This is a genomic window from Dyella sp. AD56 (genome assembly GCF_002878475.1).
Classification (GTDB): Bacteria; Pseudomonadota; Gammaproteobacteria; order Xanthomonadales; family Rhodanobacteraceae; genus Dyella.
In genome coordinates this window covers 276,601-290,361 of sequence record NZ_NRDP01000001.1, presented here as the reverse complement: position 1 = coordinate 290,361, position 13,761 = coordinate 276,601, and the positions used below count along the sequence as shown (strand labels likewise).

13 protein-coding genes are annotated in these 13,761 nt (G+C 65.2%); 11 read left to right on the top strand and 2 right to left on the bottom strand.

Annotated elements, in window-relative coordinates; genetic code table 11:
* Window positions 1-55 precede the first annotated feature (55 nt).
* The 4 genes from DyAD56_RS01290 to rmuC all read left to right on the top strand — a co-directional run bounded on the left by DyAD56_RS01290 (window position 56) and on the right by rmuC (window position 4,513).
* On the top strand, window positions 56-490 hold the full coding sequence (locus DyAD56_RS01290) for a hypothetical protein (protein WP_102300920.1): 435 nt from the start codon (window positions 56-58) through the stop codon (window positions 488-490).
* A 108-nt stretch (window positions 491-598) separates the two neighbouring features.
* Entirely contained in the window at window positions 599-1,771 is a 1,173-nt protein-coding gene (locus DyAD56_RS01285; RefSeq protein WP_102300919.1) for a class I SAM-dependent rRNA methyltransferase, read from the top strand.
* Between the two features lie 12 nt (window positions 1,772-1,783).
* The gene (locus tag DyAD56_RS01280; RefSeq protein ID WP_102300918.1) at window positions 1,784-2,986 is read left to right on the top strand and encodes a DUF2252 domain-containing protein; all 1,203 of its coding nucleotides are present in this window, start codon (window positions 1,784-1,786) and stop codon (window positions 2,984-2,986) included.
* 69 nt (window positions 2,987-3,055) lie between these two features.
* Complete coding sequence (gene rmuC / locus DyAD56_RS01275; protein WP_102300917.1) at window positions 3,056-4,513, top strand: DNA recombination protein RmuC; 1,458 nt, start codon at window positions 3,056-3,058, stop codon at window positions 4,511-4,513.
* 3 nt (window positions 4,514-4,516) lie between these two features.
* On the opposite strand, the gene DyAD56_RS01270 is transcribed toward rmuC, so the two are convergent.
* Window positions 4,517-4,951 carry a hypothetical protein gene (locus DyAD56_RS01270; RefSeq protein ID WP_102300916.1) on the bottom strand — a complete coding sequence of 145 codons (435 nt, stop codon included), beginning with the start codon at window positions 4,949-4,951 and terminating at the stop codon, window positions 4,517-4,519.
* A 145-nt stretch (window positions 4,952-5,096) separates the two neighbouring features.
* Here DyAD56_RS01270 and DyAD56_RS01265 point away from each other — a divergent pair, with 145 nt between their 5' ends.
* Both DyAD56_RS01265 and DyAD56_RS01260 read left to right on the top strand, forming a co-directional pair.
* The gene (locus tag DyAD56_RS01265; protein ID WP_102300915.1) at window positions 5,097-5,939 is read left to right on the top strand and encodes a hypothetical protein; all 843 of its coding nucleotides are present in this window, start codon (window positions 5,097-5,099) and stop codon (window positions 5,937-5,939) included.
* 79 nt (window positions 5,940-6,018) lie between these two features.
* Window positions 6,019-6,882 carry a hypothetical protein gene (locus DyAD56_RS01260; RefSeq protein WP_102300914.1) on the top strand — a complete coding sequence of 288 codons (864 nt, stop codon included), beginning with the start codon at window positions 6,019-6,021 and terminating at the stop codon, window positions 6,880-6,882.
* Between the two features lie 12 nt (window positions 6,883-6,894).
* Here the strand turns inward: DyAD56_RS01260 and DyAD56_RS01255 are convergent, their stop codons facing one another.
* The gene (locus tag DyAD56_RS01255; protein ID WP_233202238.1) at window positions 6,895-7,755 is read right to left on the bottom strand and encodes an energy transducer TonB; all 861 of its coding nucleotides are present in this window, start codon (window positions 7,753-7,755) and stop codon (window positions 6,895-6,897) included.
* 184 nt (window positions 7,756-7,939) lie between these two features.
* Here DyAD56_RS01255 and folE point away from each other — a divergent pair, with 184 nt between their 5' ends.
* The 5 genes from folE to DyAD56_RS01230 are packed head-to-tail and all read left to right on the top strand — an operon-like array spanning window position 7,940 to window position 13,711.
* Window positions 7,940-8,542, top strand: a complete 603-nt coding sequence (gene folE, locus DyAD56_RS01250) for a GTP cyclohydrolase I FolE (RefSeq protein WP_102300913.1) — start codon at window positions 7,940-7,942, stop codon at window positions 8,540-8,542.
* Window positions 8,542-9,843, top strand: a complete 1,302-nt coding sequence (locus DyAD56_RS01245) for a hypothetical protein (RefSeq protein ID WP_102300912.1) — start codon at window positions 8,542-8,544, stop codon at window positions 9,841-9,843. Before folE ends, DyAD56_RS01245 begins: the two co-directional genes overlap by 1 nt.
* On the top strand, window positions 9,836-10,567 hold the full coding sequence (locus tag DyAD56_RS01240; protein ID WP_102300911.1) for a hypothetical protein: 732 nt from the start codon (window positions 9,836-9,838) through the stop codon (window positions 10,565-10,567). The genes DyAD56_RS01245 and DyAD56_RS01240 overlap by 8 nt, the downstream gene beginning before the upstream one ends.
* The gene (locus tag DyAD56_RS01235; RefSeq protein ID WP_102300910.1) at window positions 10,560-13,352 is read left to right on the top strand and encodes an AAA family ATPase; all 2,793 of its coding nucleotides are present in this window, start codon (window positions 10,560-10,562) and stop codon (window positions 13,350-13,352) included. The genes DyAD56_RS01240 and DyAD56_RS01235 overlap by 8 nt, the downstream gene beginning before the upstream one ends.
* Window positions 13,349-13,711, top strand: a complete 363-nt coding sequence (locus DyAD56_RS01230) for an EF-hand domain-containing protein (RefSeq protein WP_102300909.1) — start codon at window positions 13,349-13,351, stop codon at window positions 13,709-13,711. The genes DyAD56_RS01235 and DyAD56_RS01230 overlap by 4 nt, the downstream gene beginning before the upstream one ends.
* The last annotated feature ends 50 nt before the right edge of the window (window positions 13,712-13,761 follow it).

Sequence of the window (13,761 nt, the reverse complement as noted above, 5' to 3'; positions counted from 1 at the left end):
CAACACCCACGCCGCAATCCGCTAAGCTCCCGGCTTTCGACCCGGGGCCTCGCACGTGCGCATTTTCCTCTTCCGACTGATTGGCATCCTCGAAGTGGCGGGCGGCTTCTTCGGTTTAGTGAACATGCTGCGCCGGCTGCTGCCGTTCGGCACACACGACTCCATCGTCGCGCTGATCGGACTGGCCTTCTATGCGTTCGTGATGGTGGCCGGCGCGCTGCTGCTGGAAAACAGCGAGCGCGGCATCACCTTCTCCAGCTGGGCGCAATTGATGCAGCTACCGCTGCTCGCCACGCCCCTCATCAGCTATGGCTTCCACTGCGGCGCGTTCGTGAACATCTACGCCAGCCTGCACCTGCCGGTGCAACTGGGGCTGGACTGGCACGTCGGCAGCGAGGGCTTTCTGCTGGCCGTGGCCGGGCCATCGACGTCGCGCGTGGGCCTCAACTTGCTGGCCCTGTTGTCCTGGCTGGCGCTGCGCTTCCGCTGAGCGAAACCCCATCCGCAGCGCGGTATCGATGCCGCGCTGCGGTCGCGCACAGGGTGCGCTCCCACGAAAAACGGCAGAGCGGAGCCTCTCACCGGGTATCATGGGCGGATGAACAGCCCCGCTCCCCTCCCCGTCATCCGCCTCAAAACCGACCGCACGCCCGGCCACCCCTGGGTGTGGTCTGCCCAGGTGCACAAGCCTGAAACCCGCGTGCCGCCCGGCAGCGTGGTCGATGTGGAGGACGCCAAGGGCCGCTTCGTAGGCAGGGGTTTCTGGAACGGCCACGCGCGCATTGCGCTGCGCCTGCTGACCAGCGACCCGACTGAAGCCGTCGACGCCGGATGGATCGAGACGCGCATCGACCGCGCCGTCAACCTGCGCAAGGAGCTGTTGGAACTCGACCGCGTCAGCGATGCATGGCGTGTGGTGCACAGCGAAGGCGACGGCCTTTCCGGCCTGGTGGTCGATCGCTATGCCGACATCCTGGTGATCGAATACTTCGCCGCGGGCATGTGGCGCTTCCGCGAAGCCATCCACGCCGCGCTGCTGCGCCACTTTCCGGGTGCGCGCCTGTACTGGTTCGCCGAGAGCCATGTGCAGAAGCAAGAGTCCTTCGACTGTCGCTCGCCAGAAGCGCCTGCACCGGCGGAAGTACACGAGCACGGCCTGCGCTTCCACGCGGCGCCGGGCTACGGCCACAAGACCGGCTTCTTCGCCGACCAGCGCGAGAACCGCCATCACTTCGCGCGTCTCGCCAAGGGTCGCCGCGTGCTCGACCTCTGCTGCAACGCCGGTGGTTTCGCCGTGCATGCACTGGCGGCAGGCGCACAGTCGGCCACGGGCGTAGACATGGACCCGGGCATCCTGGAGATCGCGCGCGCCAATGCCGAGGCCAATGATGTGCCCGCTGTGTTCGAGGCCGCCGACATCTTCGACTGGCTGCGCGCGGCCATCGCGCGCGGCGAGCAGTACGACGCGGTGATCCTCGATCCCGCCAAGCTCACCCGCGACCGCAGCAAAGTGATCGACGCGCTGAAGAAATACTTCGCCATGAACCGCCTCGCGCTGGACGTAATCCCGCCCGGCGGCCTGCTGCTGACCTGCTCGTGCACGGGCTTGGTGAGCGAAGCAGACTTCCTGGAGATGCTGCGTCGCGTGGCACTCAATGCGGGTCGCGAGATTCAGGTACTGCACACGGCCGGCGCGGGCGCAGACCATCCGTTCCGCAGCGACGTGCCGGAAGGCCGTTATCTGAAGGCGGTGTTCTGCCGGGTCATGTAAGGGAGAAGTGACGTGCTCGATGTTGTTGATGTCATCCGCGATTACAACACCGGGCGCGATCCCGAACGGCTGCAGCGCAAGTACACCGCGATGCGGCACGATCCCTTTACCTTCCTGCGCGGCACCTGCCACCTGTTCTATGCGCAGTTGCCGCCGGCCAAGGCCTTCGACAAGGCACCGGCTACCTGGGTGTGCGGCGACCTGCACTTGGAGAACATGGGCAGCTACAAAGGCGACAACCGGCTCGTCTATTTCGACCTCAACGATTTCGACGAAGCCGCGCTGGCCCCGTGCACGTGGGAGCTCATTCGCCTGCTCACCAGCGTGCACGTCGCCGCCGCCAGCCTGGACCTGAGCCGCGACCAGGCCAACCAGCTCTGCCATCGCTTTCTCGACTCGTATACCAGTGCACTGCGACTGGGCAAGGCACGCTGGATCGAGCGCGATACCGCCGCCGGCATGGTTGGCGACCTGCTCGGCAGCCTGCGCGGCCGGTTGCGTCCACACTTTCTGGACGGCCGCACGGAGCGCAGGGGCAAGCACCGCAAATTGCGCCTGGATGGCCGCCGCGCCCTGCCTGTGACCGACAAGCAGCGCGAGAAAGTCACGGCGCTCATCCAGAAGATCGGCGCCAAGGAGTCCGATCCGGGCTTCTATACCGTGCTCGACGTGGCGCGCCGCATTGCTGGCACAGGCAGCCTTGGCGTGGACCGCTTCGCCATTCTTGTCGAGGGCAAGGGTTCGCCGGACGGCAACTACCTGCTGGACCTCAAGCAGGCGCTGCCGTCTTCCCTCGCGCCGCATCTGGACATCGCCCAACCCGACTGGGGCACGGAAGCCGAACGCGTCGTCGCCGTGCAGCGACGCATGCAGGCCATCTCGCCGGCTTTCCTGCGCGCCGTGAACATGGGACGCAAGTCGTACGTGTTGCGTGGTCTGCAGCCCACCGAGGATCGCGTCGCGCTCACCGACTGGCGCGGCAAGCTGGAACGCCTGGAGGGCGTGCTGGACGCCATGGGCAAGCTCTCGGCGTGGGCGCAACTGCGCAGCAGCGGCAGGCAGGGTTCCGCCACCGCCGACGAACTGATCGCCTTCGCCGAGAAGCGCCGCTGGGTCACGCAGTTGCACGAACTGGCGCAGGACTGCACACGCCAGGTTCGCCGCGACTGGAAGGCTTACTGCAAGGCCTATGACAAAGGCGCGTTCCCAACCTGAGGCACGCTCAGTCCAGGCTTCTGAGACGCCAACGCGTACACTGGCGACCTTGTGTCATCTGGAATCGTTATGTCCTTTACCGAAATCCTCCTGATCGTGCTTGTCGTCGCCGTGCTGGCCATGGTGGTGCTGCAGGTCATGAGTCTGCTGCGCGGACGTGAGGACGCCGGCCTCACCGCGCGCCTTGATGCGCTCAAGGACGACAACCGCCACCTGCGCGAAGCGCTGACACAGGAGCAGCGGGCCGGTCGCGGCGAGATCACGCAATCGATCGGTCAGTCGCTCGGCCAGTTCCGCACGCTGGTGCAGGAACAACTGGGCGGCATGAGTACGCAGCAGCAAGAACGCATCGGCCATTTCGGCCAGCGCCTGGACGTGCTTACCGAACGCACCGACACCGGCCTGCAATCGCTGGCACAACGCCTTACCGAAGATGCACGCCGCAGCCGCGAAGAACTCACGCTGACGCTCAACCGCTTCGGCGAGCAGCAACAGCAAGGCCTTGCCGCGCTTACCGCCGACAACGAGAAGCGCCTCAACGAAGTGCGCGCGACGCTGGAAACCAAGCTCAAGGCGATCCAGGACGACAACGCCGCGAAGCTGGAACAGATGCGCGCCACCGTGGACGAAAAACTGCAGACCACACTGGAAACGCGCCTGGGCCAGTCGTTCGCCCTGGTGTCCGAACGCCTCGAACAGGTGCAGCGCGGCCTCGGCGAAATGCAGAACCTCGCCGCCGGCGTTGGCGACCTCAAGCGCGTGCTTACCAACGTGAAGACGCGCGGCATCCTCGGCGAGGTGCAGTTGGGCGCCTTGCTGGAACAACTACTCACCACCGATCAGTACGACGCGAATGTAGTCACTATTCCCGGCAGCAATGATCGCGTGGAATTCGCCGTGCGCATGCCGGGCGCTGGCGAGAACGCGCAGCTCTATCTGCCCATCGACGCGAAATTCCCGATAGAGGACTACCAGCGCCTGCTCGACGCGCAGGAAGCCGCTGATGCCGATGCTGCCGCACTCGCCGGCCGCGCACTGGAAATGCGCGTGCGCGAAGAAGCCAAGCGCATCCGCGGCAAATACGTGGCGCCACCGCACACCACCGACTTCGCCGTGCTGTTCCTGCCCACCGAAGGCCTGTACGCCGAAGTGATCCGTCGCCCCGGTTTGTTCGAAAGCCTGCAACGTGACCACCACGTCACCATCGCCGGCCCCACCACCCTCACCGCCTTGCTCAACAGCCTGCAGATGGGTTTCCGCACGCTCGCCATCGCCAAGCGCAGCAGCGAGGTGTGGACTCTGCTCGCCGCAGTGAAGACCGAATTCGGCAAGTTCGGCACGGTGCTGGAAAAGACCCGCAAGAAACTCAACGAAGCCAGCAACGTGATCGAACAGGCCAGCGTGCGCACGCGCGCCATCGAACGCAAACTGCGCGGCGTGGAAACCTTGCCGGGCGAAGAAGTCCAGCAGTTGCTCGGCGACGCGCCAGCTATTGAAGACAGCGCGGACGACGACGTCGAGGTCTAAGCGTCAGGCCGACGCGCTGACGAGCGAACCGCCGCTGCTGCCGCCTTCCGCCAGCAGGGCGGTGGCGAGCGCGGTGACGGCAGATGCGAGCTGGCCGTTGGTGGTGGTGACGGCGGACTGCAAGGCGGATATCTCGGCCATGCTCCCCGCATCCGTCGCTCCCTTGTTCCGCTGATTGGCGGCGCGCAGTGCCTGCTCTTCCTGCGCAAGCATCTTTTGCAACTGCGCAATCTCGCGCTGCAGTGCCTGCACCGTCGGGCTTGCGGCGCTGCCGCTGCTGCCCGAATCCGCGGATGCGCCGGCGGCGGCACCGGCGCCCTTCACGGCCACGGTCGTCTTGCCCGATGCCGATGCATCCGTTGCCGTCGATGCAGCGGCCGACGAACCGCTGATGGTCACCGGGAGGGTGGAGGTGTCCAGATGGATGCCGATGCTCACGTGCGAATCCTTTTGTACGTTTACCGTGCCATCGACCGGCACCGAAAAAACTTGAGCCCGACAAGCGCTGGGCGCTAACCCCTTTTGGCCGCCTCCGTCGTTCCACTGTATGCATCGGCCATCGATGCCTGCCGGAGTCGTTGCCATGAACACCCTTGGGAAAGCGGTTCTCGCTCTCGCCACGCTCGCGGCCAGCGCGCACGCGAGCGCCGTGGGCCGCCTGGTAGACCTGACCGTCTACGACCGCACCACGCAGCAGGAGCTGCCGGTCTATCGCCATGACGGCCGCTACTACGTCGCCGGGCAACCTGGGCATCGCTATCAGATCCAGCTCCGCAGCCAGGAAGACTCCCGTGCGCTCGGCGTGCTGTCGGTCGACGGCGTGAACGTGGTGTCGGGCGACACCGCCGACTGGTCGCAAAGCGGCTACGTATTGCAGCCTTATGACGCCACCGATATCCAGGGCTGGCGCAAGAGCCTGTCCGAAGTGGCTGACTTCGTGTTCGCCGACGCCTCGCGCAGTTACGCCGCGCGCACCGGGCGTCCGGAGAACGTGGGTGTGATCGGCATGGCCATATTCCTGCCGCGGCGGATGATCCGGCCCATGCCCATGCCCATGCCCATGCCCATGCCCATGCCTACGCCCATGCCTGCGCCGATGAGCGCGCCGCAGGAGTCGATGACCAGCCGCCGGATGGCGGCGCCACCACCAGCACCAACGGCACCGATCGCTGAAAGTGCGATAGCCCCATCTCCCGCCAAAGCACTTCCCGGTGGCCCGCTGGGCACGGGACACGGTGCGCGGGAAACCTCGGAGGTGACCTATACGGATTTCGAACGCGCTTCATCCACGCCCAACGAGGTGATCACGGTGTACTACGACACGCGCGAACGGCTGATCGCCCAGGGGGTGATACCTGGCGACACCCCACCGGAACGGACACGCCCCGACCCGTTCCCCGGGCATTTTGTTCCCGACCCGCGTTGACATCGAAGCAACCTGCGTTCAACTCGCGGCCAGCCAAAACGTGACACCATCCGGCTCGTCACCGCGGATCTGTCACGCCATGCTGGAAGAACTGCACACCATCGTCTGCGAAGCCGAACAGGACCGCTCACTGGAGCGGCCTGAGCAATTGCGCGAACGTATCCACGTCATGGACCGGCTGGAAGACGTGCTGCTGTACGAGCCCGTCAGTGTTTCGCCAACGTGCAAGGCGACGATGGATGCGCTTCGCCACCGCGCACAGGTGCGGCATGCCGCGCTCGCCGATATCCAACGACACCTGTGTGACGCCGTCCGGCACGCCATCGTGCATGGTGCCGGCGTGCATGCACTAAGCGGATGGCTGCATCGCGACGACCTGCGCGAACCATGGGGCTACGACCATCTCGACGCGTTGATTGGCGATGTGCTGTCGCTCGAAGAACCGAGCTCCCCCATCGCATCGCTCGAGAACGACATGGTGTTCTACCAGCCGACGCCGGTGCGCCATGTGCTCGACATGATTCACCGTACGCGGCTGGGCGGCGACGACGTGGTGGTCGATCTGGGCTCCGGTATGGGTCACGTGCCGCTGCTGGTGTCGATCTGCACCGAAGCGTATGCCTGCGGCGTCGAGCGCGAGAACGCCTATGTGGAAAGCGCGCGCCGTGCAGCGGAAACCCTGCGGGTCGATCGCGCCACGTTCATCGCGCAGGACGCGCGCGATGCGGATGTATCGCGTGGCACGGTGTTTTACCTCTATACGCCGTTCACCGGCGGCATGCTGCGGCACATGCTCGACCGCCTCCACGACGAAGCGCGGCAGCGCAGTTTCCGCGTAGTCACGCTCGGCCCCTGCACACCTGCTGTCGCAGGTGAACCGTGGCTGCAGGCCGCCAGCGAACCCAACGCGGACCGCATCACCGTGTTCCGCTCCGTCGCTTGATCGGCAGGTAGCTCAGGCGCCGCCGAGCGGTGTAACCAGTTGCAGCCGTGCGTCGCCCGCGCCCACATCGCCTTCGGACATGGCATCCGGCGACTCGCTGGCCAACGCCTTGCCGATCCACGGTGGCGTCTGCCGCGGCCCTGGAATATAGGCCTCCCATTCGCCATAAGGATGCTTCTGCTGCGGCGCGCCCCATGCCCGCAGATTGAAATTCACCGGTACGCGCACGACCCAGTAGGGGTTGTCCTTGTCGGCACCACTTGACGGGGTGTTGAAGGTCCAGCCTCGTGCGGCTTGTAGCGAGGCATCGGTGAGCCACTTGCGGTAGCGTTCCATGGCCGCGTCCCGGTCGTACTGATCCAGGTTCACCTGCTCGGCAATGGCCTCTTGCACGGCACCGTCGCGCCCGACCCGCAGCACTAGGTAAACCGTACCGCTGACGCGCGCATTGATCGCGGCCTGCGGATAGAGCGGACGGGCACGATCCTTGGAGGAAACCTGATCGCTGCGCGCGCCCGGTTCACCGAACGAAGAACCTTCCACAGCCACCTTGAACTGGCCGTCCCCCAAGGGCTTAGCCACAACGCGAAGACTCATCTTGGTCTTCAGCACGTCCGTGATCGGTCCGGAGAGCTTGAACTCCCAGGACGAGACCGTCTTGCCGACTACCTCGACCACCACCGGAGGCAGCTTCTCGGGCTCGTCCAGGGCATAACCATGGAGTGATCCGTTGGGATTCACCTCGACCGTGCCCGTGACCAGCATGCCGACCTCGGCCGTCTTACGGACCTGACTGGCCGTCGCTGCATCAGTGACGCCCACCGCACCAGCAAGCAGCCAGCCACACAGCCAGACAACATATATGCGCTTCATAACCCCTCCTTGGTTTGGCGTGGAAGCAGTCTAGCCCGCCCACGACCCGGACATAAGGGAGCCCGGGATATTCCCTGAGCATCACAACCCACTGATCCCATTGGTTGCGCGCCCCCATGCGGGGCCAAATCTTGACGAGGGCGTTACACTGACAGGTCTGTAAGGCGTATCCGAAGGAACCCGCATGAGCGAGCGTCACGAACCGACCGAAGTCACCCGCGAACAGGCCGAGGAGGCCGTGCGCGTCCTGCTGCGCTGGTCGGGCGAAGACCCCAGCCGGGAAGGCCTGCTCGACACGCCCAAGCGCGTGGTGAAGGCCTATAAGGACTGGTTCTCCGGTTACACCACCGACCCGGGTGAGTATCTGCGCCGTACCTTCGAGGAAGTGGCCGGCTACGACGAAATGGTCGTGCTGCGCGACATCGAGTTCGAAAGCCACTGCGAGCACCACATGGCGCCGATCATCGGCCGCGCGCACGTCGGCTACCTGCCGACCAACCGTGTGGTGGGCATCAGCAAGCTGGCCCGCGTGGTGGACGCTTATGCGCGCCGCTTCCAGGTACAGGAAAAGCTGACCGCGCAGATCGCGCAGTGCATCCAAGACAACCTGCACCCGGCCGGCGTGGCGGTGGTGATCGATGCCAGCCACGAATGCATGACCACCCGTGGCGTGCACAAGCGCGGCGTGTCGATGATCACCAGCCAGATGCTGGGCGCGTTCCGCGATGACGCGCGCACGCGCTCGGAGTTTCTGCAGTTCATCGGCATCCACGGCGCGGGCCGTTGATGCAGGGACTGGAAGGCACCGACGCCGACGAGCGTCTGCAGGACGTACTACGTGAAGGCATCACCGCCGAGGATCTCCCGGCGGTGTTTCCGTTGTTGCGCGGCCGCTCGCTGCTGCGCGCCTTCAGCGCGCTGTTCCATGGCAGTGAAACCCAGGTCGTGCTGCGCCTGCTGGTGTTGCGCACACTGGGCGCACGCGCTCATGCGCCGGAATGGACACCTGCGGAAATCCGCGACCAACTCGCCTTCGTCGAGCCGGTGAAGCTGGAAACCGTGGTGCAGCGTCTGAAGGAACACGAGCTGCTCACCTGGGACAACGAGACGCTGCGCTATCGCGTGAGCCCGTTGGGCCGCAAGGCGCTGGCCGCCGTGTCCACGCTATTGGAATTCGAGCGCGACGACGAGGATGGCCTGGGCTACATCACCGCACAGCTTGCCGCGGGTCAGGCGGTTGGACGCATTTCCGCCGATGAGCTCGGGCATTTGCTGTCGCGCCTGTCGGAGCTGAAGGAAGATTTCGACCGCGCCGTGCTATCCGGCTCCGAGCACCGCATCCGACGCGCCGCCCAACGCCTCGACGCGGTGTGGACGTGGGTGGAGAAAGGCACGGAAGTGGTCAGCGCCATCGCCGACAGCGAGGACATCGATCCGGCTACGCATCGGCTCGCGCAGGCCGTGGGCCGCGCGCAGAGCTCGCTGCTGCGACAGGCGGGCGTATTCCAGCGCGAACTCAACAAGATCGACCAGCATCGCGTGCATCTGGGGCGTACGGGCCTGTCGTCGTCCGACCTCGTCGCGTGGCTGCGTTCGCTCACGCCGGACGCGCTGGCCCAACACGCGGACGAAGCCGCGCAGTTGCCTGTGCAGCCGCCCTTCCTGCTGGATCAGATTGCACTGGATGTGGCCGAGTACGAATTGCTGGAGCGCGAGCGTGCGGCTGCTGAAAACACCGCACTGCCGGATGCCGAAAGCAACCCGACCACCCATGACCTGCCCATCGATGAGGAAGATCTCTCGCCGCTGTTGACATGGCACGGCGAGCTGGCTGCATTGACCCAACCGATGGAACTCAGCGATGCCTTGCGCGGCGACGATTACGCGTTGAGTGCGTACCGACTCTCGCTGCTTGGACTCGTCGGCGACCCGGAGTCCTCGGCGCTGCAAGGCCCTACTGCGGATCTCGCGCGCCTACCGTTGAAGCTGGAAATCGAACCACGCCTGATCGATCCAGGCCTGGCGTTGATCGCGCTGGTAAGCGCGGGACGCCTGCACCCCCGCAAGGAAAAGACCACTGATGCATGACGAAACCGCCGCGCTCGTCGCGCGCCTGCTTTCACAACGCTGGCTGCCGCGTCACGACACACAGGCGCGCAAGGCGCTGCTCGACGAGGCGTTCCGCGAGGAACTAGATCGCCGCCTCGCCGCCGTGGGGCTGGAACTGCGCGAGCACCCCTATTCGGCTTACATCGGCGTCGCCGTGGCGCGCGCCAACGAAAAGCACGTGTTCGGCGGCAGCGACAGCTGGATCTCCAATACGCTGCAGTTGGACCGTGATGCTGTCGCGTTGCTGGTGGTGCTATGGGCGCTGATCGTGCTGCCCAAGCGCCAGCGCCAGCTCGAACGCCAGCAGGCCGAGGCCGATGCATCGCAGACGCTGATGTTCGCCGAGGGCAAGCCGATCTCGCGCGATGCCTCGCTATCACCCATCGTCGCCGAGCGCACCTTGCTCGCCGACTTCGGCGACAGGCTGGGTGGAAAGACGCGCGTCAACTTCAACCTGGGCCTGCTTTCCCGCCATGGTTTCATCGCGCGCCGCAAGGGTGAACTGGCCGAAGGCCCCTTGCTCGATCTCGTCTTCGATTACGAGCGCACGGCGCGACGCATCCTCGATGGCGCGCTGAGCGACCTGCTCGCCGGGCTTACACCGCGCGACGATATCGGCTCCGATGACGAACCGCTTTATGACGACACCGACGACGACGTGAATGAAATCAGCGAAGACAGCGAAGTGATCCACGATGTTTGATTTCCGTAGCCTCGAAGTCATCCACTGGGACTACTGGCAGCGCTTCAGCCTGCCGCTGGATACCAACATCGTCACCGTGGTCGGCCCCAACGGCTCGGGCAAAACCACCCTGCTCGATGCGTTGCGCACCCTGCTCACCATCGACTGTGCAGGCAACCGCGACTACAAGAGCTATCTGCGCCACAACGGCAAGCCATTCGCTTGGTTGCGCGCCCGCGTGGGCAACATACCGGGGCCGCGCGGCGAGCGTCCGTTCTTCCCGATCATGGACAGCGAAGTGACGCTGGCTGTGCGTATTCAGAAGAAAGGCGGCGAATGGCAGCGCCAATACGTCGTGATGGGCGGCGACGTCAGCGTGGACGAGATCGAAGCGCGCAACGACTTCATGGGCCTGCGCGAATACCGCGTGCGACTGGAAGGCGCGGGCCTCTCGCAGGCGATCCGCCGCGTGCTGACGCTGGAACAAGGCGCCACCGACAAGCTTTGCCAGTTGCCGCCCAAGTCGCTGCTGGATCTTGTTTTCGACGTCTTCGGCGACAAGGTCGTGCTGGAGGACTATCAGCGCGCGCGCAATGAACAAGCCGAAGCGGACCGCGAACTGCACGGGCTCGAACACCAGCTATCGCTGATTGGCGTAAGCCTGCAGGAAGCCGAAGGTCGCGTACGCTCCTGGCAGGAGTGGGATGCGCTCAAGCACGAGCACACCGATCTCGTCGCTGAAACATTGCCACGCACCGAGCTGGCGGAACTGCACAACGCCATCCGTGGCGCGCGGCCGCAGTTGCTCGGCCTCAAGCGCAAGTGTCGCGATCTTTCCGCACGCGACGTGGAACTGCAGCTGGGGCTGCAAACGCTCGATGCAGGCGAGGAATCACTGCGCGGCGAACAGCACATCGCGGACCAGTCCCGACAGCAGGCCAAGCAGCAGTTAGACGAAGCACGCCGCGCCGAAACCGAGAACGCCACTCTGCTCAAGCAGGAAGCGCATCTGCGCAAGCTGGTCGCCGAGCAGGACGGCGCCGATCACGAAAAACAGGGTAAGCAACTGGTCGAAGCACGCAGCCAGCTTGGCCGCCTGCAGAACGAAGAATCCCGCCTGCGCGAGCAGCTATCCACGCTCACGGCGCAGTTGGGCGCGTGGCGCCGGGGTCAGCGCTACACACCGGAGTTCGAGCAATCGTTCCGCCGCGCGCTGGACGATGCAAGCATCGGCCACAGCATGCTGAGCGAGATCGTGGAGATCACGGAGCCGCGTTGGCAGGCCGCGGTGGAAGCGGTGCTGGCAGGCTATCGCCACGTGGTGCTGCTGGATCATCCGCGCGATCGTGAAGCGGCATGGCGCCTGGGCGAACAACATCGCTACAAGCACTTCGTCGTCGCCGAACGCGCGCCGACTACGTCGCCCACGCGTGGCTCCCTGCTGGAAGTGGTCGACTTCACCGCGCCAGCGCCGGAATGGCTGCTGCGCCAGCTCGATCGCATCCGCCGCGTCGAGGACGTGGCCGATGGCGCGAAGCTGGGCAAAGAGCAGGACTGGATCACGCCGCAGGGCTATTTCCGCGAGCGTCGCGGTGGCCGCCATCTGGGTGTGGACGACGTTTACTTCGGCAGCGCCGCCCGCGAGCGTCAGCTGCGCGAGGGCGAAGACCGTCTGCAGCAGATCGAGAAGCAACTGCGCGCCATCGGCGACAAGCGCAAGACTTATCAGGAACAGGCCAGCGACGCGGAAAGCCTGCTGCGCGGTGCCAACGCCAGCGGCCAGTTGGCCGACCGCGCCGATGAATTCGCCGTCGCGCACGAAGCACAGGCTGCCCTGCAGGATGACGTGCAACGCTGTGCTGACAGCTACGCCGCCGCCGAGGCGCACTACGAATCGATGCGCGAGAAGCGTCAGCTGAATTCTCGCCAGCGCGATAACGAGGCGCGCGAACATCGGCAGGCACAGCAGCAACTCGCCGATACCGCACGCCAGTTCACGCAGGCACGCAACGAACAGATCGACCGTCTCAAGGCTTTCCGCCACAAGCGCAGCCACGTGCGTCCTGCCCACCGCACACGCCACGCCATGACGGAGCTGCGCGAACGCTATGAATCGCCCGCCGCTGCCCGTCGCGAGATCGATCGCATCGAGCGCCGCCTCAACGAGGGCCACTGGGAAACCGATGACGGCGTGCTGCCCTTGCGCGACAAGTACGCCAACGACCACGGCGGCCTCAAGGAAGATCTGCAGCGTCGCCGCGTGCACCTGGAGCGTGCGGGACGCATCACCAGCGAAGCGCGTGGGGCCTACCTCAACGTGCTGCGCAATACGGTGAAACGCTACGCGCGCAACCTGAAGGTGCTGGCGGACCTTGCCGGTATCGGCGTGGAAGTGGAGCTGCCGGAACTGTCGAACGAAGACCTCGCGCTGGCACAGGCCGGTCTCAACGTGCGCTTCGAGTTCGACAAGAAGGGCTGGATCGGCATGGACGACGGCGAGGCGTCGGGTGGTCAGCAGGTGATGAAGTCGCTGCTGTTGCTGGTGGCCTTGATGCGCGACGAAGATCGCCCCGGCGGCTTCGTGTTCATCGATGAACCGTTCGCGCACTTGGATATCTTCAACATCGACAAGGTGGGTGCCTTCCTCAAGTCCACCCGCGCCCAGTACATTCTGACCACCCCGGCCACGCACAACATCAACGTGTTCCAGCCCAGCGACCTGACCCTCGTCACCAGCAAGCGCCGCCCCGGCGCGACCTGGGCGCAACCCCTGGCCGTTCTGCGTCGCCGGACCGAAGCCGCATGATCGTGCGCCGGCCCATCCCTGCCTCCATACGGGCGGGTGTGACGCTGGCCGGCCTGCTGCTTGCGCCCCTGCTTGCATGGGCGCAAGCCACCCCCGCTGAGTACCTGCGCGAATTCGATACCGATGGTGACGGCCGGGTCAGTGAGGCGGAGTACGTGGCCCACCTGAGCGAAGGTTTCCATCGTCTCGACCGCAATGGCGATGGCGTACTGGAAGCTGACGAGTTGCCCGGCGGGCATGGCAAACCGATCACCCTCAAGCAGTTTCAGGACAACCTGCGCCGGCAATTCCACAAGCTGGACCGCAATCACGACGGTTACCTGGACGCGCGCGAACTGACGCAGCCACCGCAGAGCTGACGACTCGCCCCTGCGCGCTCCAAGGGGCGCCTGCCCGTCTTCCGCACTGC

Bases quoted from the DNA above. Each gene is read 5' to 3' on its own strand.
- DyAD56_RS01285 (WP_102300919.1), top strand. From the start codon at position 599: ATGAACAGCCCCGCTCCCCTCCCCGTCATCCGCCTCAAAACCGACCGC.
- rmuC (WP_102300917.1), top strand. From the start codon at position 3,056: ATGTCCTTTACCGAAATCCTCCTGATCGTGCTTGTCGTCGCCGTGCTG.
- DyAD56_RS01265 (WP_102300915.1), top strand. From the start codon at position 5,097: ATGAACACCCTTGGGAAAGCGGTTCTCGCTCTCGCCACGCTCGCGGCC.
- DyAD56_RS01260 (WP_102300914.1), top strand. From the start codon at position 6,019: ATGCTGGAAGAACTGCACACCATCGTCTGCGAAGCCGAACAGGACCGC.
- DyAD56_RS01255 (WP_233202238.1), bottom strand. From the start codon at position 7,755: ATGAAGCGCATATATGTTGTCTGGCTGTGTGGCTGGCTGCTTGCTGGT.
- folE (WP_102300913.1), top strand. From the start codon at position 7,940: ATGAGCGAGCGTCACGAACCGACCGAAGTCACCCGCGAACAGGCCGAG.
- DyAD56_RS01245 (WP_102300912.1), top strand. From the start codon at position 8,542: ATGCAGGGACTGGAAGGCACCGACGCCGACGAGCGTCTGCAGGACGTA.
- DyAD56_RS01240 (WP_102300911.1), top strand. From the start codon at position 9,836: ATGCATGACGAAACCGCCGCGCTCGTCGCGCGCCTGCTTTCACAACGC.
- DyAD56_RS01235 (WP_102300910.1), top strand. From the start codon at position 10,560: ATGTTTGATTTCCGTAGCCTCGAAGTCATCCACTGGGACTACTGGCAG.
- DyAD56_RS01230 (WP_102300909.1), top strand. From the start codon at position 13,349: ATGATCGTGCGCCGGCCCATCCCTGCCTCCATACGGGCGGGTGTGACG.